Origin of the sequence: Bacillus sp. AFS077874 (genome assembly GCF_002566505.1) — a bacterium.
GTDB lineage: Bacteria > Bacillota > Bacilli > Bacillales > Bacillaceae_G > Gottfriedia.
Genome location: NZ_NUYF01000005.1, coordinates 504,451 through 527,265, shown reverse-complemented (window position 1 = coordinate 527,265; position 22,815 = coordinate 504,451). Strand labels below are relative to the sequence as shown.

Genomic DNA, 22,815 nt, shown 5'->3' with positions numbered 1-22,815 from the left:
TTATTTCGATTCAGCTTTTTCTTTAATTTTGATATGACTTTTTTCTATTTTTGAAAATAAAAAAGTAGCTTAAGAAGATAATGAGAATTAACCCTAAACTAATAAAGACTCCCATTCTTTGAGTTGCGTGAACTAATCCGCCTGAGACCCCCACTAGTATTAATAGAATGCCTAAGTAAGAAGTGAAAGGATAACCGAACATTTTAAAATGATCATTATGATTTCTTTCTTTTCTTAGTTTAATTTGTGATGATAAGATTGTTGTCCAATTCAAAATCATCATAACGCCTGCTGCAGTTGTTATATATTCATATATTTTTCCAGGTAGAATAAAAGATAATATTAAAGAAATAGCTACTGCAAACCCCGTTAGAAATAATGCCTTTAAAGCAGTTCCTCGCTTGTCCCTGTTAGCTATTCTTCTAGGTGCCTCACCATCTTCCGCTAAAGAAACCATAATGTTAGTAACTGAGAAAAGAGATCCCACCATCGTTGATAAGGCAGCACTAATAATAATTAAGTTGATAAAGGAATCGATATAAGGAAAATGAAAAACCGATAATGCTGAAACGAAAGGACTTTTTGAAGCGTTAATTTTTGACCAAGGTACCATCATTAATACAAAGAAAATAGATGAAATATACACAGCAACTAGTGCAATGAGCATTCCGATTCCCGCTTTTGGAATTTCTTCTCTATTTTTCAATTCAGATGAAGCGATCCCAATTATTTCTATGCCTCCAAAAGAAAAGAATACAAATATTAAAGCCGACCACATTCCTTTCATTCCGGTTGCTAAAAATGGGTGAATGCTGTTTAATCCTTTTACTGAATTAGTTTCTGGGGTAATAATTTGGGCTATTAATAATATCCCAAATAAAATAAAGATAACTAAAGTAGATAATTTTATTATGGCGAAAATCGATTCTATTTTCCCAAAATTTTTGACTCCTAAAAGATTAATAGTAAATGCAATAATGACAAAGAAAACTGTAAAAATCCAAAGAGGAACATTCGGGAACCAAAATTTAGCAAAGGTTCCAAGTGCTACAGCTTCACTGGAGATTATAAATACACCAGATAACCAATACATCCAACCAGATACAAATCCCATCGAGTTGCCAAATGCTTTTTTCGCATACGTTCTAAAAGAGCCTGGCTCAGGATCTGCTACTGTCATTTCCGCAAGTGCACTAAATACAAAAAAGGCGGTGATTCCCCCAATTATGTAATTTAACAATATTGCTGGACCTGCTATTTGGATCGATAAACCAGTACCTAAAAAGAAACCTGCCCCTATGATCGAACCAATTCCAATCAAAGAAAGCTGCCACCAAGAAAGTTTAGATGTTTTTCCTTTTTCAAGATTAGCTCTTTTTTTGTCAAGTACTGCCTGTTTTATCGAATGATTATTACCCATTTAAAAGATCTCCTTACTATTTAAATCAATACTAGTTATACATTCCCCATTTGTATAAATTTAAAACGGTTATTTTAGAATTATTTATAAATATTTAGAATGTCAGTGTAAATCTATTTTTGGTTAGAAATCTGTATCTATTTATATAGTTAAATAAAAATGAGAGCCGAACATCGGCTCTCATTTTACTCTTAAGAAGACTAGTTAGGAAAGATTTGAAGATGAAAAGGTTTTACTTAGTAATTTTATAAAATTGGAAAATCTCATTAACTGCTTGGCGATAGCCACCCGCTTCTTGAAATGATTTCTTTATGCTGCCGATTGCTTTATTGTAAGACGAGTTATTATTTAACACATTTTCTGCGGCTTCACGTAATTTATGCTCTAACTACACTAATGGCGCTTCACAGAAATTCATTGGAGTTAATAGATTATTTTGTTAATTGGTTAAAAATAATAAAGCTAAGATATAGTGATTTTTAGGGTAAAAAGATTACTAGAATATAAAAAAATAGAGGAAGATCCTCTATTAAAAGTCGAACTTATAAACCGCCAAGCGCTTTAATCGTAGCAGGTCCTACAATTCCGTCTACTTTTAAATGCCGGTCTTTTTGAAATTTGCGCACGGCTTGGTCTGTATTGTTTCCAAATATACCATCGATACCTTTTGTACTATATCCGAGTGCTGTAAGTTTTTGTTGAAGCTTTTTAACTGTAGCTCCACGATTTCCCTTTTTTAACACAGTACCAGTCGGAATAACAGCATTTGAACCACCACTACTACTTGTTACTTTGTATCCATTTGCATTTGCTATTGAGTCAAATGATTTACTTGAAGTTGTAATGACAACAGGAGTGCTCAATTTTACTTTATCAAAAAGCCATTCTACTTCATTATCATACATTCTAACACAGCCATGACTAACGTATTTTCCAATCGAACTTGGGTTATTGTTACCGTGGATGGCATATGTAGTTCCCCATGTACCACGAGCATTTAATCCAAGCCAACGGTTTCCTAGTGGATTTCTTGGATCCCCGCCAGGAATGTGACCTGTATAGTAAGGTCTATTCACAATCTTATTTACAATTTTAAACTTACCTTCTGGCGTCAGAGTTGGACTTTTACCAGTGGCTACTTTAAAAACTTTGTAGAGTTTACCATTTTCATAATAAGCTAGTTGATTTGTTGATTTATTAATTATAATGAATTGAGATGTAGCTGCCTGGCTAGGTTTAATACCAATTCCCACAAACATAAGACAGGTTAAAATTAAAACAGCAAGCCATTTTCTAATCAATACCGTCCCTCCCGAATCATTTTTTTCAAAGTCTTAATCAATTAATCCTATGATTGTAGAAGTTGTCCATTTGTCATTTTTTTCAAATATGCTTAAAATAACTAAAGAAGATGACATTTGTAATGAATTTTCATAGTTCTTTTGGTTTGTATTATTAGGTGGGAAAATCGTAATGTAATACTAATGGCTCGAAAAGGGGAAATGCTATATATAAAGAAGTGGAGGTGAAAAGATGAAAATTAATAATTATATGCTCCAACTATCATTACTAATCATCATTATTTTTGGTGGGACTTTTATCATTCATTTAATGAAAACGGGTGAATTTTTAATAGATCAAATTATTGGATTTTCAGTAGGGATCTTAATCCTATTCTTTACTTTAATTTGGAGAAAATCTAGCAAACTTTCATAAGTCTTAAAATTTGAGAAATCTAATATAACAAATTTCGAGTTATATAGTAGAATGAATATAAGTTTAAAAAATTATTATGTTCTTGAATTGTATAAGAAATTAGACTCAATATTTAAGAATAAAAGTTAAATATAATAGTCTTTCAAGTAATTAGTTAGGGAGGAACGATTTTGTTTAAACGTATTTCTTTCTTTATTTTTGTTAATATTTTAGTGTTAATTACAATTACAACAATCACAACATTATTAGGCGTACCACGTTATATTGGTAATGGGGGATATTGGGCACTGCTTGCATTTAGTGTTATTGCAGGTTTTAGTGGAGCGATTATTTCATTATTATTCTCTCGTATAATGGCTAAATGGGTAATGGGTGTTAAATTAATTGATCCTCGTTCTTCACAAATTGATCGTTTAAATTTTGTACTAGAAGAGACTTATCGTTTAGCAAAACTTGCTGGTTTAAAGAAGATGCCACTGGTGGGCGTATATGATTCAGTTGAAGTTAATGCTTTTGCTACAGGACCTAGTAAAAGACGATCTTTAGTAGCTGTTTCTAGTGGAATGATTGAGACAATGGATCGTCCAGCGATTAGTGGTGTTTTAGCACACGAAATTGCCCATATAAAAAATGGAGATATGGTTACTACCACATTATTACAAGGTATAATTAACACTTTTGTTATTTTCTTCTCCCGTTTAGTTGCAAAAATTGTTTCAAATTTTGTAAGAGAAGAGTTATCTTATGTAGTTTATTTTCTTTGTTCAGTAGTATTTGAGATTGTATTTAGTATTTTAAGTAGTCCAATTATTTTCTGGCATTCAAGAAAAAGAGAGTTTAAGGCAGACAGGTATGCGGCAGAACTTGGTGGAAAAGATAACATGATTCATGCTTTAGAATCATTAAGTCGTAATATTAGATTAGTTGATGATCGTCAAAAATCGATTGCAGCTTTTAAAATTAGCGGAAAAGAGAAATTCGCAAGATTATTCTCAACGCACCCACCATTAGAAAAACGAATCGAGCGTTTAAAATCATTATAAAAGGTAAAGGCTTTTTACATTTAACGATGTAAAAGGCCTTTTTTTACATGAAATTGAAAGAAGGATTTCATTTAGTTTTAGGGAATATAGATACTAAAAAGATGAGGTGTACTTTAATTTGGAGAGAGATAAAATTGAAAAATTGAAGACAGCAGGAATAATTTTAGGTACCTTTGTTATAACCCTTGGAATTATCATATCTATTTCTATTATTAATTTTAAACACGCTAAAGCACATCCCATTATTATCAAAATTCCTAAATCACAAAGAATCATTACACTAGTTAATAAACAAGAATTAATGAACGTAGATTCAAATTTAAAAACTAATGTTTGTGAAGTTATCGATCTTCCAAAAACAAATAATAAAAATCAGTATCAAATAGTTTGTGATGATTCAGAGAAATACGGATTTACTGACAAAGAAATATTAGATAAAAATTCTCACCCTGCCTTGAAAGTCGGTGATACGGTTTACTTAACAATTTATAAAGATGGTAAATTAATTGTGAGAATAGAAAATAAATAAGGATTAGAATTCAATAATATGAAGAAAGGAACTTCAAATTAACTGAAGTTCCATTTTCTTCTTTATTATAGTTTTTCTCCATTTGAAGCAATTACGTCTTTGTACCAGAAAAATGATTTTTTCTTCTTTCGTTCTAATGTTCCACTACCGTCGTCATGTTTATCGACATAAATGAAACCATAACGTTTTGAGAACTCACCTGATGATGCACTAACAAGATCAATACAACCCCAGCTAGTATAACCCATCAATTTTACGCCATCTTGAATTGCTACTCCCATAGCATTAATATGCTCACGTAAATAATCAATTCGATAATAATCATTAATTGACCCGTCATCTTCTACTTTGTCATATGCACCTAGACCATTTTCTACAACAAATAACGGCACTTGGTAACGGTCATACAATTGATTTAAACTAATTCGTAAACCTACTGGATCAATTTCCCAGCCCCAGTCACTTGCTTTTAGGAAAGGATTTTTAACTCCGCCAATCAGATTTCCTTGTGAGCTTTCTAAGTCAGATTTTTCCTTTTTCTCTGTTCTAGACATATAATAACTGAAGCCAATATAGTCTACAGTACCTTCTTTAATTAATTCTAAATCCCCATCTTGCATTTCAATATTAATATTGTTTTCTTTAAAGAAGCGATTAATAAATGACGGATATTCGCCACGAACCTGAACGTCTGCACAGAAGTAATTAAAAAAGCGCTCTTCTTCAAGGGCATACATTACGTTGTTAGGATTCGAATCAAATGAATAAACCGGAGCATATAAAATCATACATCCAATTTGAGAATCTGGAATGATTTCGTGACATGCTTTAACAGCAATACTACTTGCAACAAATTGATGATGAAACGCCTGGAATGTTGGTTGGTATTTATCTTTTTCTTCTTTGATCGAAAAACCAAGACCCATAATTGGCATAATTAATCCACTATTAATTTCATTAAAAGTCATCCAATATTTTACTTTGTTTTTATAACGATTGAAGATCGCGTTCACATATCTTTCAAAGAAGGTCACTACTTCTCGATTTCTCCAACCACCATATTGTTTTACAAGATTTACTGGCATTTCATAGTGTGAAATTGTAACAACTGGTTCAATGCCATGTTTGTGTAGTTCGTCAAAAACACGGTCATAGAAAGCCAATCCTTCTTCATTTGCTTCTAATTCATTTCCATTTGGAAAGATTCTTGTCCAAGCAATAGACATTCGGAAAACTTTAAAACCCATTTCCGCAAATAAAGCAATATCTTCTTTATATCGGTGATAGAAGTCGATTCCTTCGTGGTTAGGATAATTATACTTTGAACGATCAATCTCAAAATTAAATCCAGGAGACTGTAATATGTTCAGTCTTTCCTTTCCGCCTGGAAGAACATCGGCTATATTTAAACCTTTATTTCCTTCATAAAATCCGCCTTCCATTTGATTAGCAGCAGTAGCGCCACCCCATAAAAAATCTTTAGGAAACTTAAACTGATTCATTTTTTTACCTCCTAATTTCTTTTTAGTTGTTTACATAAATCCATATTTTTAATTAATGAGAATATAAACGAATCATAACGTTAACGGAGATGTTAGTAAATAAGTGAATGGAATCTAGTTCCTATTCACAAAAGTTAAAAAATGTTTCATAAATGTAACGCTGTGTTTTTTATTTTGTATGTTAAGATAATAAAATGGATTAAATATATTTAGTAGCTAGTTATAAAAGGAGAACTATTTAAAATGTTTTCAAATGATCAAATCGCGTCTTTTAATGAGTTAGAGTTATCTTTATATAATTACATTTCACAAAATATGGAAAAAGTCGCTTATATGCGTATACGTGAAATTGCAGATGAAACCCATGTTTCAACTTCAACAATATTACGCTTTTGTCGGAAACTAAATTGCGACGGCTTTTCTGAATTTAAAGTAAAGTTAAAAATGTATCTGGAAGCGGAGAAACGAACCTTTGTAAAAAGCGCACAACATACACTAGTGGAATTTTTTGAGAGATCTTTAAAAGGGGATTTAGAAGATAAAGTGAAAGAGGCTGCTATTGAAATAAACAAAGCTGAAAATGTAATTTTTATTGGAATTGGTAGCTCAGGTATTCTTGCTGAATATGGTTCGAGGTACTTTTCAAGTTTAGGAAAATTTTCACTTTATATAAAAGACCCACATTTTCCGATCCATTCAAAATTAACAAAAAATAGTATAGCAATCGCTTTGTCAGTCTCTGGAGAAACTATATTCACAGTAAATCATCTGAATTTACTTAAACAAGAAGGTTGTAAAATTATTAGTATTACGAACAACAAATTAGCAACAATAGCAAAAATTTCTGATCTAAATATACCCTATTATGTAACAGAAGAGTATTTTGAAGAGGCAAATATTACTACTCAAGTTCCAGTGGTTTATATAATTGAATCAATAGCGCGCGAAATTTATCGAATTAATCAATAAGTCAAATGGTTTTTTTACTCATTATAAGAAGGGATTTCTTCTCATGTGAGGAATGTTATTTATTCTGAAAAAAGAATAAAGGAGTATTAATATTTATGAAATTAATCGATCCCACATTACATAAAGATTGGGTAACACCACATTCACAAATATGGTACGAACAAATAGGCAAATTATACGGGGAATACACATATCCTTGGAATTCAACAATTACTGAGCCGAATGCGGAGTTAATTTTTAATAATGAAGTATTTGGAATGATTTATAACAAAACTGTTTTAGATGTAGGGTGTGGACATGGAGAATTTACTATTAAATGTAGTGAAAAAGCAAAAGAAATTGTAGGGTTTGATCTTACAAATGATTTTATTAAAAGTGGAAATGAATCGAAAAAACCAAATGTGTCTTTTATAGTTGGCAGTACAAAAAATGAATTACCTTTTGAATCGGAACAGTTTGATTGTGCATATAACCGAAAAGGACCTACATCAGCTTATCAAGAACTTAAAAGAGTAGTAAAAAAAGGAGGCAAGATACTTGGACTTCATCCTGGTGATGATTTAGGAATTGAATTACCTAAATTATTTCCTAATCTTTTTGAATTAATTACTAGTGAGAAACCAATTTTAAAAACGATAAAACAAAGAGTTGAATTAAGTAAGTTTGAAAGTGTAGAAATACAAGTTATTAATAGTTTTGAATTTTTACATACGCCACTTGATGTTTTAAAACTAAGATGCTTCGGCCAAAAACAATCACTATTAAAAGATATAATAGAAAATAATCTATTAGAAGTAAGTCGAATATTTGAACAAAATGCAACTAATGTAGGATTGCCGATTACTTTTTCGCGTTACCTCGTTAGAGCTCAGGTTTAAATATATTTAAGAGGATAAACATAACTTTAAGAGGATAAACATAACTCTTTTTGAGTTCTAAAGTATAAAAAATATCTATATTTTATTTTTATTTAACCTCATATAACTGACAGTTAGGATAGATTTTACTGTCAGTTACATGGGGATTCTTTATTTAGAGCTAATTTAAAATAGATAAGATGTGCTTTAATCTTCAACTAAAAACAATTTATTTTTTTTCACATATTTTATAAAAACAAAAAAATTAAAGGATGTGGAGAATTTGAATCGCTTTAATGGCCGTAAAGTCGATCAGTTACAATTCGATATAGAATTTAGAACCCAATTTACTTTTATGGTAAATGATGAAACCTTAAGTTGTATTTTAAAAGATATAGCTAAAGAATCAGTAAATATAGTTGGAATATTGCTGACAAAAAGTGGTGAAAACAAAAATTTCGTTAGACTTGTACCAGGTACAACTGAATCACAAAATAAACATGATTTAAAAGTAGTTAGAGAAATACTTGAATCATTTAATGTGAAATCTAAAGAAGAAACTATTTTCGCTCTATTAAATATTCCCCCTGGTATTCCAGGAGTATTTAGTAAAATTTACGGTAGTTTATGGTGTAAGGTTGGTGTGAAATCATTCTTTATAGGAGAAAAAGATAGTCTTTTTTTAACCGTATCTAATATAAAAAAAGCAACGGACATTTTAAAGAATGATTACTTGATACAATGCGATAATTATTGTGAATAACCTTGATCTAGATTCTAATATTATCATTTTTGAATAGTATATTTCTGCAATAATTTGTTTGCTAATTTTATTCCATCTTCTGTTAAGTAAACTGATTTAGCACGATTACTAAAAAATATGAGATTATTATTCGATAATTTATTTAATGTATCGAAAGGATAGCCTTTCCAACTTCGGAGTGTAGTTTCGCCTAATACGGTGTTTTCTTCAAATGCTGTTAAATATAATAATAATAAAGTTAATTCATCGATTAGTTCTTGCATTTAAAATAATTCCTTTCTAATTTATATTAAAAAAATAAGGAAATAAGAGGAAACCATTTTAAATATAAGGTTTCCTCTTATTTCTAATTAATAAACTATAAATTAGTACCCCATATTCGCGGTGAAAATAATATCAATTTAATCATTTATAATTGGCATCCGATCTCTATGACCACAAACGGGACATGTAACTAGCCGTTCATTCACTTTACCGGTTTTAAATGCTAAAGTAAAATTTAATTTTGATAATTTAAAGCGACTGCTACATCGAGGACAAACAAAATGAGTATAATTTCTGAATATTTATAGATAAACACGAATGCTAATATTAATATAAGAATCGATTGAATAAGACCAGCAATAAATTGATTCATATCGTTATCCTACTTTCTTTTTTATTGATAAGATCATAAAAAAATTTATATGTTTGATAATTAAAGAATCTAAAATAAAGTTAAAAAAGAAAAATAATATTGAGGGAAATACCAAAAATAGGAAACAATAGAAAATAAGTACTAAAATACATAATTAAAGATTGAACTAAACACGAAAGGAGAATTTTATGAATTTAAAATTCTTGTTTATATTAAATGATTATATACCTACAGAACCGGCTTATGTTGCCAATACTGGAAAATATATAGATGGCTCATTAAATATCTATTTAAATGAAACTTTATTTTTTCATGATCCGAATTTAAATCTTACTGAGTTTGCGAGTCAATTAAGTGAATGGGTTCAAAAGGTAGAAAATGGATCAAGAGATAACATGAATTATGAATCGATTAATCGAAATGAAGATCTTATGAATTTCCTATATAAAGGAGATGATAAGTGGGGGATTTATTCGGTGTGGCAAATGTTTGAACTAACAGAATATATTAATACAGAAGTATTAGTTGAGTCTGTAAATAGGTTTCTTACTGCGTTAAATGATGGACTTATTGAAATCAATTATGATTATACGCTTGATAAATTTAATCAGTAATTATTATTATTATTAATCAATGTTGTATTACTAAAAAGAGTTGCAAGAGTAACTCTTTTTTAGTGCATTTTGATAGGGAAATTTCATTAAAAAAAATTTGGTTTCATATGCTTAATATATCTTATTAATTATTATCTATGGTTTAAAAGGAGTAATGGGTAAGATGTTGAATTTTATTAGAAAATGGAAAAAAATATGGAGGATTAATGAGAAAACTTCTAATCGTATTTTGGGGTTGTATATTCCTATTTGGCTGTTCTATGAAATCAAATACAGAGAGTAAAACTAGTAAAGTTGTTGGTATTATTGGAGTTACTTCAGTAGATACAATTATTTATTCGGCTGATAAAGATCATGAATTAATTAATAAAATTGAAAAAGGTTTTAAATTAAAAAACATAGAGAATAAACAAATAGATTCCACAGATTTAAGACTCACTTTCCTTGAGAAAGATGGTAAAAAAGAGGAATTTGAAGTGAATTACAAGCAAAGTATGTATTGGCAAAATGGAAACGGATATAAACTTGATTCTAAGATAACCAAACTTTTACAGGAACAATTTGGGAACTAGGTACAGCTTCTTAAATGTATTTTACAAATAAACATGATGAAATGTATAGTGATTTAACGAACAAAAAGGTTACTGTTGGTGAAATTGTTGAAATGCCAAATGGAAGAGTGTTTAACTTTGCTGATGATGAGCAAAATTATTTCGCTGTAATGGAAAAAAAGTAAAAGATTTATGTAATATAAAGCACAGGGTAAAATTTTACCTTGTGTTTTTTTATAAATTTTATTTAAAAATCACTTTTACCATGAAGATAAAAGTGATGTGTACCTGTTTGCCAATGCCACCAAGAAAACGAGGTTAATACAGGTTATGTTAGGAAATGGGAAAAGTTCATTTTTCCCATATGGTAATAATTTCCTAATAAGTAAATCATAGGAATTTTTAGATTGAGGATGATCTAGGTGAGTAATTGAGATTTTTATTTTTATTAAGTAAGCATCTAATTTTCTAAGTTATCTGTTAAAATAATTCGTAAGAGATTAAATCATAAAGGAGAAATCAACTTATGATGAAAGTGTTTTCGAAAAAAATCGTACTAATAGTCACTTCATTGATGATTTTACTAATGATAAGTGGAGCGTTAATTTCTTTAACTTATATCCCTTTAAAAGTCAAAGAAAATCAAGAGAAACTGAAAATAACAGAAAGTAACTGATATATTTTTTAACAAAAAAGCTCTGAATAAGGGCTTTTTATAGTTTAGAAAGTTAAAATCACTTAATTAAATGCTGCTACACTTGGTGAATATGAAACTGGGGGAATATCTAATGAGTCAAAAAAGAATTAGAGATTACGGTGTGAATATTGGGTACCTGGAAACAGGAAAACTAAATTCGATTACGGATGTTGAAGGGGTTACAGTAGGTCATGTAACGATTAGCGATCAAGACATCCAAACTGGTGTTACAGCAATATTTCCTCATCAAGGTAATCTATTTAAGGATAAGTTAATCGCGTCATCGCATGTTATTAATGGGTTTGGTAAGTCGATGGGAACGATTCAGATTAATGAGTTAGGAGCGATCGAAACGCCAATTATTTTAACAAATACGCTAAGCATTGGGACAGCTGCAGATGCTTTAATTGAATATATGTTAGAACATAATCCAGCAATAGGTCGTACGACAGGTACTGTTAACCCAGTAATTTGCGAGTGTAATGATATGCTTTTAAATGATGTACGAGCTAGATTTATTACGAAAGACCACGTTTTTCAGGCATTAAGTAATGCTTCTAAAGATGTGAAGGAAGGAACTGTTGGAGCAGGAACTGGAATGCTTTGTTATTCATTAAAAGGTGGGATTGGAACAGCTTCGCGAGTTATGAAGATGGAACATGGTACATATACAATGGGTGTTTTAGTCTTATCTAACTTTGGGATTTTAAGCGATTTAAAAGTAAATGGAAAACCTGTTGGAGCAAAATTGCGAGACCATATCTTAAAGGAACGAGACGAACAAGATAAGGGTTCAATCATTATGATTGTTGCAACGGACCTGCCCGTATCTGAAAGGCAGCTAAATCGTATTATTAAAAGAACAGTTACCGGTTTATCAAGAACGGGCTCAATTATTACAACGGGAAGCGGTGAAGTCGTCATCGGCTTTTCAACTGCAACAAAAATACCTCATGAAAAAACAGCGCATTGCATTACGGTTCCAACAATACATGAAGAAGATATTGATCTCGCATTTAGAGCAGTAGGAGAAGCAACAGAAGAAGCAGTTTTAAACTCTTTAGTAACAGCAACACATATCGTTGGAAGAGATGGAAATGAAAGACCAGCTTTTAAAGATTTAATAGAAAAATACAATGTTAACTTAATATAGATTATGAAATTCAAAAATCTAACTAGAAAGAAAAGAGTTCTATAAAGTTCTAATAACGAGATAAATTTCATAAAATACTCTTAATCTTAAAAATGGACAAGCATTAAGTTAGGAGGATACTATGAAAAAAATTGTATTTTTTGTTTCTACATTTGTCATTTGCTTAGGTGTTAGTTTTTTAGCTTTTGATCAAATTGATCTAAAAAAGACTAACGTAAAAGAACGCATTCAGATTAAAACTCAAAATGAAGAAATTGTCGATAAAAATATAAATATATTGAAACTACCTTTGCCAAATGCAGATCAAAGAAAATATAGTGTAAAAAAATTACCGATCAATGGCGGTCAAATAGAAATAAAAAAATTAAACAATAAATCATAATAATGTATATGACTAAGCGAAAATTAATTCGAAAAAATGACAGACCTATTCGTATATTAAAGGGCTGCCATTTTATTTTTAATGAATCTCTAAATGAAAAAAGTCGTTTTTAAAAGAAAATTTAATAGAAAAAGTAAAGGAAGTTAAGTCTTAAAGAAATTTTTAGAAATTAATGTTACTCATGAACCAGTTATCTATTGATTATTTTAAATGTTAATGTGTTTCAAAAATTTTATTTCACCAACAAAGTATAGTAATTGTTTTTTCAGAAGTTAAATAAATTACAAGCAAATTTTAGATAAGTTTATAAGTTGATGTTCGATCTTAATTGACAAGTATCTTAACAGCGTAAGCATTGATAACTATATCAATGCTTATTTCTATTTTCAAAATCTATAAGAACTGTATTGAGTGCCTCTTTTATTTTTAAAAAAAGGTAGGACTATAACAAAACAAATAGAATAATAACTTAAAAGAAATATAAAGTTCATGGAGGGTAAATAATGAAAATTGCTTTTCTTATCATTGATATGCAAAAAATATTTTTAGAGGATAAAAAAGAATCATTGAATGTCGAAGGTGCATGTGAATATATAAACTTTGTTGCTGATCGTATCCGATCAAAAAATCACTTAGTTATACATGTTCAAGATATCGAAGGAGCAGATGAACTAAATTCAGAATTACTTTCTTTCATCCCGGAAATTAAAGTAGAAGAGCAAGATATTTGTGTTTCAAAAGAACATTCAAATGCATTTTGGAATACTGAATTAGAGCAGATTTTGAAAGGAAATGGCGTTGAGTTAGTTATAATAGCTGGATTTGCAGCAGAACATTGTGTTCTATTTACTTATAACGGAGCTAGCGAAAGGGGCTTTAAACCAGTCTTATTGCAAAATGGAATACTTAGTACAAAAAGTGATGTAATAACTCAAACGTATCGTGATCGAAACATTATTTCATACAATGTTGTCCCATACATTATTTAATAGATTGATAAGATAATAAGTGCTCTTATAAGTCATGGCAATTTGAGCACTATTTTGAAATGGAGAATAAACAAAGAAACCACAAGGTAAAATTAATGATCTTGTGGTTCTAATTTTATCTAATGGAAATTTAGACAACCTTCCTCATATTCTTCTAATGGATACGGATTAGTTCATAAATATCAGAGTCAAATCGGACTCTTGTATGCTTGGATTCAATTCGTTCAATTTCTTCTATTTCTTCTCGTAATTCTCCAAACCACCAAAATTTGATTTCAGTTAAAAAATTAGTAAGCATTTTATTCCCCCTAGTTTGAATAATGCCTTAACACTATTAGATTATAAATCCATTTTTTTAAGCTAAGATTAATCTGATGTAAAGGTTAACAAAGTTTTTATGAAGTGATAGAAGATGTATCAAATTGCTTTTTTAAATAAATGAATCTACTAATTTCCAACCGTTTTAGAATTAATTTTAAATAAAGTTGAATTAGTTTAAAGGAAAATTATGGATGGATGTAGAATACTAACCTATACCTCAAAGATTTATCCTTTATGAATAAATCCCAAAAAGGAGTTGGTAGGCATGTCTAAATTTAGATTAATTCCTTACAAGCTGGAAGAAGTTAAAGGTAGTACAAATGAAGTACCACCTGGAGTTCGTTTAATTGAAGCTAAATCTATTTGGGACAAAGGGTGTCAAGGGGAAGACGTGGTTGTAGCAGTTATTGATACTGGCTGTCAGACTGATCACCCTGAATTACAAGAGCGAATTATTGGTGGATATAATTTTACTGAAGATTACGGTGGGGATCCTAACGTATTCTTAGATAATAATGGTCACGGTACACATGTATGTGGAACGATTGCAGCTTCTGAAAATGGAGAAGGGGTTGTAGGAGTAGCTCCAAAAGCTAAACTTCTCGTTTTAAAAGTACTAACTGGTGCTGGGGAAGGTAGCATTGAATCAATTGTACAAGCGATTGATTATGCGACGAATTGGAAAGGCTCTAATGGAGAAACTGTTCGAGTGATTTCAATGTCATTAGGTGGTCCAGAGGATGATTCTTCGTTGCATGAAGCGATTCAAAGAGCGGTTGAACAAAATATAGCCGTTGTATGCGCAGCTGGTAACGAAGGTGATGGAGTTGGCTCAACCAATGAATATAGCTATCCAGGTGCTTACGATGAAGTTATAGAAGTAGGTTCCGTAAGTCTTCAAAAACGATTATCTAATTTTAGTAATACAAATAACGAAATTGATTTAGTTGCTCCGGGAGAAAAGATTCTTTCGACTTATCCGACAAATCAATATGCTGTTCTTTCTGGTACATCAATGGCAACACCACATGTATCAGGGGCAATTGCATTATTAATTCAACAGTTTGAGTCTGAGAATAATGAGAAAATCACTGAACCAGATTTGTTCGAACTGCTAATAAGTCATACAGTTCCAATTGGATACAGTACGTTTGAGGAAGGCCATGGACTTTTAAATCTAGGCGTAAATATACCCTCAAAATCTCCGAATGTAATAAAATAATAGGTAAGGTCCCGGATAGTATTGGTAGACTATTCGGGACTTTTTTTGTGAGTAAAAAAAGTAAAATTAATAGAGGTGAAAGGAATGTTTAAAAATCAACTAACTGAACTTTTAAAGATAGAATATCCAATTATTCAAGCTCCGATGGCTGGGGGAATCACAATTTCAAATTTTGTAGCTGAAGTATCAAATTGTGGAGCTTTAGGTACAATCGGAGCAGGCTATATGACTCCATCACAAATACGTGAACAAATTAGAGAAATAAAAAAGTTAACAAATAAAAGCTTCGGAATTAATTTATTTGTCCCAAATGATTTTAGAGTAAACGATAATGAAATTTCAAAATCCAATAATTTATTACAACCTTTCAATGAAGAATTAAATATAAAACAAAATGAACACGTACAAGTTCAAAATCTTAATTCTTATAATGATACATTTCACGAACAAATAAAAGTGATCATTGAAGAATGTGTTCCGATTTGTTCATTTACATTCGGTATACCTTCAAAGGAATTGATTAAAGAGTTAAAGCTTCATAATATTATTTTGATTGGAACAGCAACTACTGTAAATGAAGCAATTGAAATTGAGAAATCAGGAATGGATCTAATTGTCGTACAAGGTAGTGAAGCAGGTGGACATCGAGGTAATTTCTTAAACGAACATGAGGAAAGTTTAATTGGATTAATGTCGCTAATACCTCAAGTAGTTGATCAGGTTAGTATTCCAGTAATTGCAGCAGGTGGAATTATGGACGGAAGAGGCTTAATGGCGTCTCTTTGTTTAGGAGCGAAAGCTGTTCAAATGGGTACTGCTTTTCTAACCTGTATTGAAAGTGGGGCACATGAAGTACATAAGAATGCTATTCTAAATTCTACTGAAGACCAGTTAGTTTTGACCCGAGCATTTTCAGGGAAATGGGCAAGAGGAATTGAAAACAAATTTATTACCGAAATGAAAAAATACGAAGCAGATTTACCACAGTTTCCCGTTCAAAATACGATTACCCAAACGATGAGAAAAGCGTCCTCTGTACAAAATAATAAAGAGTTTATGTCACTTTGGTCAGGACAAAGTCCTAGATTAGCTAAAAAGGAATCGGTAGAAAACTTAATAAATGAAATAATGGATGAAGCTAAAAAACGTTTATAAAAAGAAATTTGATAAAATTAAAATTTTAGCCAAGTAAAAAAAGGTTCTAATCGGTTTTTTTCAAAAAACCTATATTGAGAACCTTTTTTTATAGAGGTAAATAATCATTCTTTTGTTACTTTAAAAACATACGATCAATATACGATTTTATAGCTTCAATATTACCAGATACTTGTTCTTCTCTTTGTTCATCTTTTTTTATTTTATCTAATGATTTTTCTAAAATCGTTTTTGCTTCCGATTGAGGGATTACAACTACACCATCTGCATCACCAACAATGATATCACCTGGGTTAACTGATGTACCTCCACATGATATTGGGATATTAATATCACCTACTCCAATTTTTCCACTTGCAGCTACGGTAGTACCTTTACAGAATACAGGGAAATTTAATTTTTTAATACCGCTTATATCCCGGATTACCCCATCAACAACTATTGCACTAACACCCATTGTTTGTGCCATTCCAACAACAAAGTCTCCTGCAATTGCCCGGTATCGATCCCCTTTTGCATCGATTACGATGACATCTCCTGGATTTGCTTCACGAATTGCCTTTAATACAGCTAAGTTATCACCAACAGGGATTTTAACAGTCAGTGCCCTTCCTGCAAATCTATATTCTTCTTTTAAAGGCTTTATGGACGGATCCATATTATTAAGCCCATCCATTACATCTGAAATGCAAGTTGTTGGTATCTTTTTAAATTGATTAATAATAGAAATCACTCCCTTATAAATCATTTATTTAATGAAATTATATAAATAATTTGTTCTCGTGAGAATTTCGAAAAAATTATTAAGCTTGATAAAAAATAATTATTGAATTAAGAAAGGTTGCAATAGATTAATATCGAATAAAATAAGTTGATAATAAAAAACAGTGTAATCTTTAAACATCTTGAATTTAAACATCATGTTAATAAGGATCCCTGATTGAAGTGGAAATAAGTTACTTTCAAAAAAAGTTTATGAGGTTCATTAAGCTTCACTACTTTATTAATATTTTACATTCGTCTATTTTTAGACCAGTCCTATTTAAATTAAGAGTTTGCTTAAGAATGTAACATGATTGACTTCATTATTTAATATAACGATTTATCCTTGTATAGTAACATTTAATTAAGGAGTTGAGGTGCTTGAGAAACAAAACTAAATACGTCTATTTAACACATAAGGTTCAAATAGAATCCACTGAAAAACTGGAAAAGCTATCCCAACTTACAGGGAAAACTAGTGCAGAATTAATCGAAAAAATGATAGAAGAAATGTATGATCTACATATAAATTCAAAAGAAAATGAAGAGAATCTTAATGAAGTTCTTAACGATGAAAGTTTATTTGAAGAAATTACCGATCAAGAAATAAGAGATGCAGAGCTAAGATGGCGAAACTCAAAACAAGGTATTAAAGATTTTAGTCAAAGAATGGAAGATTGGAAGAAAGAAGAAAAAAGGAAAAATGCTGAGAAAGCAAAAGAATATAAAAAGAAAATAGTTGATTGGGCTAGAGTCTGGGAAGAGTATTTAAGAAATTACTCTACTTCAATCAAGAAAAATAAAAAACATAATTTCAAGTATTTCAATCCGAATGATAGCGCTGAAGTTTGGAAGAAACAAATGAGGGAATATACAAAGCTTTGGCACCCTGATTATGCGCCAGACCATGGAAATCCTCAAAAATTTGGTGAAATGAAAGCTGAATATGATATTTTAAAAGGTAAAATTCCAACTGAAGAATATAGTTTATAAAAGGTAATACATATAAAGATTCAAATTTTCAATTTTGTAAAAAGTAACAGTAGTGGAACAAATATCGTTCCACTACTCATTTAACCTACTGTATTTAATCTTCTTTTGCACTATCCTCAGCAATTACTCTTAGTTCTTGATAAAAAATGTCATGATTACATTCTGGATTTTCAGCTTGTTTATACTTGTCTACAATTTCAAGTAATTCACCAGTATCACCTTTTGCATTGATAATTTCTAATATTTGATTCATATCATCAGTGTATTCATCTTCTTTTTTCATTACAGACCCTCCATTCACATTTTGATGTTAATTATTATTTGCTAGCTTTATGAAAAAAATAGATCGATTTTTAAATATATAGACATCTAATAAAAGTTTGAAGCTAGAAATTCATCTAAACCCCACCATATTAATAAAGAGTTGTTCTTAGCCAGGCATTTGATACTTTTTTAAAATTAATATTAAAATTTGAATTTTCTAGCGAAATAGTATAATTTGGATATAAATTATGATTACGAAAATACTATTGATTAACTATATACTGGAATTGAAGTAGTCAAATCTTAATCATAAATGATCGAAAAATGGTGGGGGATTAATATGAACTTTAACTTTAATGAAGAACATAATAGAAAAAATACAAATAGTACAAAGTGGGACTCCGTTGATCGAGTATTTGGATGTACGGATGTACTACCTTTATGGGTTGCCGATATGGATTTTGCTTGTGCACCCGAGATTGTAGAGGCTATAACGAAACGAGCTCAACATCCTATTTATGGTTATGGACATATACCTGAAGAATTTTTTGAATCAGCAATGAATTGGGCAAGTAAACGTTATAATACTTCGATTAAAAGAGAATGGTTAACAAATATACCTGGTGTGGTACCTGCATTAAATTTAGCCATCGATGCTTTCACAAAACCAGGTGATGAAATCATCATTCAGCCACCAGTTTACTTTCCATTTTTCAGTACAATAAGAAATAATGGAAGAAACATCGTTGAAAATTCTTTAATTGAAGAAGATGGATATTATTATATGGATTTAGATGATCTAGTAAATAAAATTACTTCAAAAACTAAAATGATTATTCTATGTAGCCCTGCAAATCCTGTTGGAAGAGTCTGGACGAAAGAGGAATTATCAGGTTTATTTGAAATATGTAAAAGGAATAAAATTGTTGTTATAGCAGATGAAATACATGCAGATTTAGTCTACAAGAAAGGTAGTCATATACCTTTTTATTCATTAAGTGAAGATGCAGCAAATATGAGTATTACATTTATGTCACCAAGCAAAACATTCAATATTGCAGGCTTATTTTCGTCACTTGCTGTTATTCCAAATGAAGATTTATTTACTGAGTTTTCTCATGCAATTGCTCGTTCTAGTTTAGAAAACTTAAATATTTTCGGAATTGAGGCAGTAATAGCAGCTTATAACGAAGGTGAAAAGTGGCTTGATGAATTATTGATTTATTTAAAAGGAAACGCTGAGTTCATACATAATTATTTAAAAACAAATATTCCAGAAGTAAAAATGAGAGTTACAGAAGCAACGTACTTAGGATGGCTTGATTTTAGAGGTTTGGGCCTAAGAGGTGACCAATTAAACGAATTTATGATTAATGATGCTAAACTAGGTTTAAATGAAGGTCGCGGTTTTGGAATAAATGGGGATGGTTTTATGAGATTGAATTACGCTTGTACACGTAAAACATTAGAAGAAGCCATGACACGATTAGAGAAAGCTTTAAAAGCTAGTAAGAAATAGAGAAGGAGATGGCATTATGACATTAAAAATAACACCATGTATAGTTATGAGTGGGAATGCTAAAGAAGCGGTTCATTTTTATGAAAAAGAACTTGAAGCAGAGGTTCTTAATATACAAACATATGGTGAAATGCCAATACCTTGTCCAGAAACATTAAAAAATAGTGTTGCAAATGCAATTTTAAAAATCGGAGAAAGTGACCTTATGTTATTCGATGCGCCGATTCAATCGAATCCAATTATGGACAAAGATTTTCAACAAAATACTCCTAATTATGAACATAAAAAAGTAGAAGTTACGATTAATCTTTCAATCGATAACGTAGAAAAAACAAAGCGCATTTTTAATTCATTACAACAAGATGGACATGTTATTGCACCGTTAGAAGCAGTACCATTTAGTCCCGCATTCGGAACAGTTACAGACAAGTTCGGTGTTACATTTATATTGATTACTCAAAAGTAAAATACACATAATTTATTAGTTTGATAGCAAAAATAGGGAGATTAGATGGATAAAATAACTGTTGAATTAGTAAAACAATTAATTAATGAACAATTTCCAATTTGGTCTAACTTAGATATAAAGCCTGTAGAATTTAGTGGCAACGATAACAGAACGTTCCATTTAGGGGATAAAAAGAGCGTTAGATTACCAAGTGCAGAAGTCCTAGTAAATACTATCCTTGGCCATGGACAATCAATGAATGGATTGATGGAGAATCTTTAAATAAAGAAAATATAAGTGATTTAAGTCAATTTGCAAAAGGTTTAGGACAATTTTTAAAGGAGTTCCAGTCAATTGATGCTCATGGAGGGCCGATTGCAGGAAAGCATAATTTCTTTAGAGGTGGAAACCTAGCTGTATACGACCAAGAAACTAGAGATTCAATTGACCAAACGAAAGAGATTTTTAACAAAGATTTACTAACAGAAATTTGGGAAACAGCTCTAAGTTCCAAATGGGAGAATGAACCAGTATGGGTGCACGGTGATATTGCTCCTGGAAACTTACTTGTTAAAAATGGTGAACTATGTGCGGTCATTGATTTTGGAATACTTGGAGTAGGTGATCCATCATGTGATGCTGCAATGGCATGGACATTTTTCGAAAATGAAACTAGAAAAGTTTTTAAAAACAGTTTAAACTTTGATGAACATACTTGGAATAGAGCGAGAGGTTGGGCTCTATGGAAAGCTTTAATTACATTTAATGCGAAAAAAGATATTGCTACATCGATTAGAGAAGAATCATTTAATACGATAAATGTCATTATGAATGATTTTAAATCTTAAATAGATGAAAAATTTACGAGTTGCTATAATAGCGACTCGTTTTTTTGGGTACTAAAGTGAGTGTGCAAATTAAAAAGCTCGAACTGCAATTTAAAAAGTTAAAACTGCAAATAAAATTTTGTAATCTGCAAATAAGCTATTAATGATGAATAAATAGAATGAAAACCACAAAAATTAATAGAAATAATAATAACAATGACTTTAAAATTGATGAAAATAATCAATAAACTGTAAAAATACCTTAGAGAAGACGAAAAGTCCTTCTCTATTTTTATGGTAAAAAGGCATAGGTAAGAAAGAGCATACGAGTATGACTATAATGAAAAAACATGAAAGTATTGAATCTTGTTCATACTAATGTTGGGGTGAAATACAATTATGATACAAAAATTACTTGCTAGTTTATTAATAATGACGCAATCAGTTGAACTTCCTGACAGCTTAACTGTTATTCAACAGGGCCATCCGATTGCTGTTGTTAATCGTGAAGATTTTATAATGTCACTTCCGGGTACACCATTGATAAACGATAAAAAGTTTAATGAATTTATTGAAAAACTTGATCAACAAATTTACCGAAACCCAATAAATGCGACAATCAATGAACAAGGTAGGATTGTACCAGGACAGGTAGGTTACAGGCTTTATAAAAAAGAGTTTAAAGATAAATTTACTACTTATTTTTATAGTAAAGGACCCTCTAAAATTGAAGTACCAGAGTTAGATATTTATCCTAAAGTCGATAGTGAATTATTAGCTCATATTAGGATTCAACAAATTGGACAATATGTAACTTACTTTAATTCGAATAATAAAAGTCGAGTACATAATATTTCTCTTGCAGCAAAAGCAATTGATAATTACGTAGTTTTCCCAAATGAAGTTTTTTCCTTTAATAAGGTAGTAGGAGAGAGAAGCGGAGCAAAGGGATATAAACGTGCACCGGTCATTGTAAGGGGAGAATTGTCCGAAGGAGTAGGAGGAGGAATATGTCAAGTGTCCTCTACTCTATTTAATGCAGTAGATCGCGCTGGTCTAAAAATTATTGAAAGATATACCCATAGTAGACGAGTACCATATGTACCAGCAGGACGTGATGCTACTGTTAGTTGGTATGGACCAGACTTCCGTTTTCAAAATAAATATAATCAGCCAATTCTAATTCGAGCAAAACAATATGGCGGAAGTATGATTGTTACACTTCATTCTTCTGATGTAATCAATTATGAAGTAAGAAGTGTTCCTATAGCTCCAACTCGTTTACCTGAAGAAATAAATACAGAAGAAGACAAACATTCTTCAAATCCTTCTAGAAAAGGAAAAATAGTACCACCGCATAAGTCGGTAGGGGATTAAAGATTAATACATACTAAGTAAACCCCACAAGGTAAATTAAAGATCTTGTGGGGTTTTTGTGTTTTTCATGAATAAGGATCATTTTGAATAAAAATTAATGAAAGT

At 30.8% G+C, this 22,815-nt stretch carries 25 protein-coding genes and 2 pseudogenes; 20 read left to right on the top strand and 7 right to left on the bottom strand.

Annotated features, from left to right (window positions below; genetic code table 11):
- Positions 1-22: 22 nt before the first annotated feature.
- Together COJ46_RS04310 and COJ46_RS04305 are read right to left on the bottom strand one after the other, a co-directional pair.
- On the bottom strand, positions 23-1,420 hold the full coding sequence (locus COJ46_RS04310) for an amino acid permease (protein ID WP_097978743.1): 1,398 nt from the start codon (positions 1,418-1,420) through the stop codon (positions 23-25).
- Between the two features lie 542 nt (positions 1,421-1,962).
- A complete protein-coding gene (locus COJ46_RS04305; RefSeq protein ID WP_286133655.1) occupies positions 1,963-2,721 on the bottom strand; it encodes a L,D-transpeptidase family protein in 759 nt (252 codons plus the stop codon).
- Positions 2,722-2,953: 232 nt separating this feature from the next.
- Here COJ46_RS04305 and COJ46_RS04300 point away from each other — a divergent pair, with 232 nt between their 5' ends.
- The 3 genes from COJ46_RS04300 (at position 2,954) to COJ46_RS04290 (ending at position 4,708) form a co-directional block, all read left to right on the top strand.
- Positions 2,954-3,136 (top strand): hypothetical protein, encoded by a 183-nt coding sequence (locus tag COJ46_RS04300; protein WP_097978744.1) that lies wholly within the window; start codon positions 2,954-2,956, stop codon positions 3,134-3,136.
- A gap of 170 nt (positions 3,137-3,306) precedes the next feature.
- Positions 3,307-4,179: a protease HtpX gene (gene htpX / locus COJ46_RS04295; protein ID WP_097978745.1), complete on the top strand. Its 873-nt coding sequence runs from the start codon at positions 3,307-3,309 to the stop codon at positions 4,177-4,179.
- A 118-nt stretch (positions 4,180-4,297) separates the two neighbouring features.
- Positions 4,298-4,708: a hypothetical protein gene (locus tag COJ46_RS04290; RefSeq protein ID WP_097978746.1), complete on the top strand. Its 411-nt coding sequence runs from the start codon at positions 4,298-4,300 to the stop codon at positions 4,706-4,708.
- Positions 4,709-4,773: 65 nt separating this feature from the next.
- On the opposite strand, the gene COJ46_RS04285 is transcribed toward COJ46_RS04290, so the two are convergent.
- A complete protein-coding gene (locus tag COJ46_RS04285; RefSeq protein WP_097978747.1) occupies positions 4,774-6,210 on the bottom strand; it encodes a glycoside hydrolase family 1 protein in 1,437 nt (478 codons plus the stop codon).
- 243 nt (positions 6,211-6,453) lie between these two features.
- Between COJ46_RS04285 and COJ46_RS04280 the strand changes: the two genes are divergently transcribed.
- The 3 genes from COJ46_RS04280 (at position 6,454) to COJ46_RS04270 (ending at position 8,799) form a co-directional block, all read left to right on the top strand.
- Complete coding sequence (locus COJ46_RS04280; protein WP_097978748.1) at positions 6,454-7,179, top strand: MurR/RpiR family transcriptional regulator; 726 nt, start codon at positions 6,454-6,456, stop codon at positions 7,177-7,179.
- Between the two features lie 95 nt (positions 7,180-7,274).
- Positions 7,275-8,057: a class I SAM-dependent methyltransferase gene (locus tag COJ46_RS04275; RefSeq protein WP_353615949.1), complete on the top strand. Its 783-nt coding sequence runs from the start codon at positions 7,275-7,277 to the stop codon at positions 8,055-8,057.
- A gap of 262 nt (positions 8,058-8,319) precedes the next feature.
- A complete protein-coding gene (locus COJ46_RS04270) occupies positions 8,320-8,799 on the top strand; it encodes a hypothetical protein (RefSeq protein WP_097978750.1) in 480 nt (159 codons plus the stop codon).
- A gap of 23 nt (positions 8,800-8,822) precedes the next feature.
- On the opposite strand, the gene COJ46_RS04265 is transcribed toward COJ46_RS04270, so the two are convergent.
- Positions 8,823-9,062: a DUF6429 family protein gene (locus COJ46_RS04265; protein ID WP_097978751.1), complete on the bottom strand. Its 240-nt coding sequence runs from the start codon at positions 9,060-9,062 to the stop codon at positions 8,823-8,825.
- 562 nt (positions 9,063-9,624) lie between these two features.
- On the opposite strand from COJ46_RS04265, the gene COJ46_RS04260 reads away from it, so the two are divergent.
- The 7 genes and pseudogenes from COJ46_RS04260 (at position 9,625) to COJ46_RS04235 (ending at position 13,822) form a co-directional block, all read left to right on the top strand.
- Complete coding sequence (locus COJ46_RS04260; protein ID WP_097978752.1) at positions 9,625-10,050, top strand: DUF7878 domain-containing protein; 426 nt, start codon at positions 9,625-9,627, stop codon at positions 10,048-10,050.
- A 206-nt stretch (positions 10,051-10,256) separates the two neighbouring features.
- Positions 10,257-10,622, top strand: a complete 366-nt coding sequence (locus COJ46_RS04255) for a hypothetical protein (RefSeq protein WP_097978753.1) — start codon at positions 10,257-10,259, stop codon at positions 10,620-10,622.
- A gap of 35 nt (positions 10,623-10,657) precedes the next feature.
- Positions 10,658-10,786, top strand: a pseudogene (locus tag COJ46_RS04250) (VOC family protein); the annotation flags it as partial.
- Positions 10,787-11,127: 341 nt separating this feature from the next.
- Positions 11,128-11,277 carry a hypothetical protein gene (locus COJ46_RS24375; protein WP_176522665.1) on the top strand — a complete coding sequence of 50 codons (150 nt, stop codon included), beginning with the start codon at positions 11,128-11,130 and terminating at the stop codon, positions 11,275-11,277.
- Positions 11,278-11,389: 112 nt separating this feature from the next.
- Positions 11,390-12,451: a DmpA family aminopeptidase gene (locus COJ46_RS04245; RefSeq protein WP_097978754.1), complete on the top strand. Its 1,062-nt coding sequence runs from the start codon at positions 11,390-11,392 to the stop codon at positions 12,449-12,451.
- A 121-nt stretch (positions 12,452-12,572) separates the two neighbouring features.
- Positions 12,573-12,833: a hypothetical protein gene (locus COJ46_RS04240; protein ID WP_097978755.1), complete on the top strand. Its 261-nt coding sequence runs from the start codon at positions 12,573-12,575 to the stop codon at positions 12,831-12,833.
- 503 nt (positions 12,834-13,336) lie between these two features.
- On the top strand, positions 13,337-13,822 hold the full coding sequence (locus COJ46_RS04235) for a cysteine hydrolase family protein (RefSeq protein WP_097978756.1): 486 nt from the start codon (positions 13,337-13,339) through the stop codon (positions 13,820-13,822).
- Between the two features lie 154 nt (positions 13,823-13,976).
- Here the strand turns inward: COJ46_RS04235 and COJ46_RS24370 are convergent, their stop codons facing one another.
- Positions 13,977-14,120 carry a hypothetical protein gene (locus COJ46_RS24370; protein WP_175403504.1) on the bottom strand — a complete coding sequence of 48 codons (144 nt, stop codon included), beginning with the start codon at positions 14,118-14,120 and terminating at the stop codon, positions 13,977-13,979.
- Positions 14,121-14,408: 288 nt separating this feature from the next.
- Here COJ46_RS24370 and COJ46_RS04230 point away from each other — a divergent pair, with 288 nt between their 5' ends.
- Both COJ46_RS04230 and COJ46_RS04225 read left to right on the top strand, forming a co-directional pair.
- Positions 14,409-15,365 (top strand): S8 family peptidase, encoded by a 957-nt coding sequence (locus COJ46_RS04230; RefSeq protein ID WP_097978757.1) that lies wholly within the window; start codon positions 14,409-14,411, stop codon positions 15,363-15,365.
- 84 nt (positions 15,366-15,449) lie between these two features.
- Complete coding sequence (locus tag COJ46_RS04225) at positions 15,450-16,520, top strand: NAD(P)H-dependent flavin oxidoreductase (RefSeq protein WP_097978758.1); 1,071 nt, start codon at positions 15,450-15,452, stop codon at positions 16,518-16,520.
- 115 nt (positions 16,521-16,635) lie between these two features.
- On the opposite strand, the gene COJ46_RS04220 is transcribed toward COJ46_RS04225, so the two are convergent.
- Positions 16,636-17,253, bottom strand: coding sequence for an RraA family protein (locus tag COJ46_RS04220; RefSeq protein ID WP_335480399.1), 618 nt, complete (start codon positions 17,251-17,253; stop codon positions 16,636-16,638).
- Positions 17,254-17,663: 410 nt separating this feature from the next.
- Here COJ46_RS04220 and COJ46_RS04215 point away from each other — a divergent pair, with 410 nt between their 5' ends.
- Positions 17,664-18,275, top strand: coding sequence for a hypothetical protein (locus COJ46_RS04215; protein WP_097978760.1), 612 nt, complete (start codon positions 17,664-17,666; stop codon positions 18,273-18,275).
- Positions 18,276-18,369: 94 nt separating this feature from the next.
- Here COJ46_RS04215 and COJ46_RS04210 read toward each other — a convergent pair whose 3' ends face one another.
- Positions 18,370-18,558, bottom strand: coding sequence for a hypothetical protein (locus COJ46_RS04210; protein WP_097978761.1), 189 nt, complete (start codon positions 18,556-18,558; stop codon positions 18,370-18,372).
- Positions 18,559-18,879: 321 nt separating this feature from the next.
- Between COJ46_RS04210 and COJ46_RS04205 the strand changes: the two genes are divergently transcribed.
- From COJ46_RS04205 to COJ46_RS04190, 4 genes and pseudogenes are all read left to right on the top strand, one after another.
- Complete coding sequence (locus COJ46_RS04205) at positions 18,880-20,058, top strand: MalY/PatB family protein (protein ID WP_097978762.1); 1,179 nt, start codon at positions 18,880-18,882, stop codon at positions 20,056-20,058.
- A 16-nt stretch (positions 20,059-20,074) separates the two neighbouring features.
- Complete coding sequence (locus COJ46_RS04200; RefSeq protein ID WP_097978763.1) at positions 20,075-20,524, top strand: VOC family protein; 450 nt, start codon at positions 20,075-20,077, stop codon at positions 20,522-20,524.
- A 45-nt stretch (positions 20,525-20,569) separates the two neighbouring features.
- A pseudogene (locus COJ46_RS04195) lies at positions 20,570-21,354 on the top strand (aminoglycoside phosphotransferase family protein).
- 378 nt (positions 21,355-21,732) lie between these two features.
- A complete protein-coding gene (locus COJ46_RS04190; RefSeq protein ID WP_097978764.1) occupies positions 21,733-22,710 on the top strand; it encodes a VanW family protein in 978 nt (325 codons plus the stop codon).
- The last annotated feature ends 105 nt before the right edge of the window (positions 22,711-22,815 follow it).

Coding starts and splice junctions, on each gene's coding strand:
- COJ46_RS04310 (WP_097978743.1), bottom strand. CDS start 1,420: ATGGGTAATAATCATTCGATAAAACAGGCAGTACTTGACAAAAAAAGA.
- COJ46_RS04300 (WP_097978744.1), top strand. CDS start 2,954: ATGAAAATTAATAATTATATGCTCCAACTATCATTACTAATCATCATT.
- COJ46_RS04285 (WP_097978747.1), bottom strand. CDS start 6,210: ATGAATCAGTTTAAGTTTCCTAAAGATTTTTTATGGGGTGGCGCTACT.
- COJ46_RS04280 (WP_097978748.1), top strand. CDS start 6,454: ATGTTTTCAAATGATCAAATCGCGTCTTTTAATGAGTTAGAGTTATCT.
- COJ46_RS04275 (WP_353615949.1), top strand. CDS start 7,275: ATGAAATTAATCGATCCCACATTACATAAAGATTGGGTAACACCACAT.
- COJ46_RS04265 (WP_097978751.1), bottom strand. CDS start 9,062: ATGCAAGAACTAATCGATGAATTAACTTTATTATTATTATATTTAACA.
- COJ46_RS04260 (WP_097978752.1), top strand. CDS start 9,625: ATGAATTTAAAATTCTTGTTTATATTAAATGATTATATACCTACAGAA.
- COJ46_RS04255 (WP_097978753.1), top strand. CDS start 10,257: ATGAGAAAACTTCTAATCGTATTTTGGGGTTGTATATTCCTATTTGGC.
- COJ46_RS24375 (WP_176522665.1), top strand. CDS start 11,128: ATGATGAAAGTGTTTTCGAAAAAAATCGTACTAATAGTCACTTCATTG.
- COJ46_RS04245 (WP_097978754.1), top strand. CDS start 11,390: ATGAGTCAAAAAAGAATTAGAGATTACGGTGTGAATATTGGGTACCTG.
- COJ46_RS04240 (WP_097978755.1), top strand. CDS start 12,573: ATGAAAAAAATTGTATTTTTTGTTTCTACATTTGTCATTTGCTTAGGT.
- COJ46_RS04235 (WP_097978756.1), top strand. CDS start 13,337: ATGAAAATTGCTTTTCTTATCATTGATATGCAAAAAATATTTTTAGAG.
- COJ46_RS24370 (WP_175403504.1), bottom strand. CDS start 14,120: ATGCTTACTAATTTTTTAACTGAAATCAAATTTTGGTGGTTTGGAGAA.
- COJ46_RS04230 (WP_097978757.1), top strand. CDS start 14,409: ATGTCTAAATTTAGATTAATTCCTTACAAGCTGGAAGAAGTTAAAGGT.
- COJ46_RS04225 (WP_097978758.1), top strand. CDS start 15,450: ATGTTTAAAAATCAACTAACTGAACTTTTAAAGATAGAATATCCAATT.
- COJ46_RS04210 (WP_097978761.1), bottom strand. CDS start 18,558: ATGAAAAAAGAAGATGAATACACTGATGATATGAATCAAATATTAGAA.
- COJ46_RS04205 (WP_097978762.1), top strand. CDS start 18,880: ATGAACTTTAACTTTAATGAAGAACATAATAGAAAAAATACAAATAGT.
- COJ46_RS04200 (WP_097978763.1), top strand. CDS start 20,075: ATGACATTAAAAATAACACCATGTATAGTTATGAGTGGGAATGCTAAA.
- COJ46_RS04190 (WP_097978764.1), top strand. CDS start 21,733: ATGATACAAAAATTACTTGCTAGTTTATTAATAATGACGCAATCAGTT.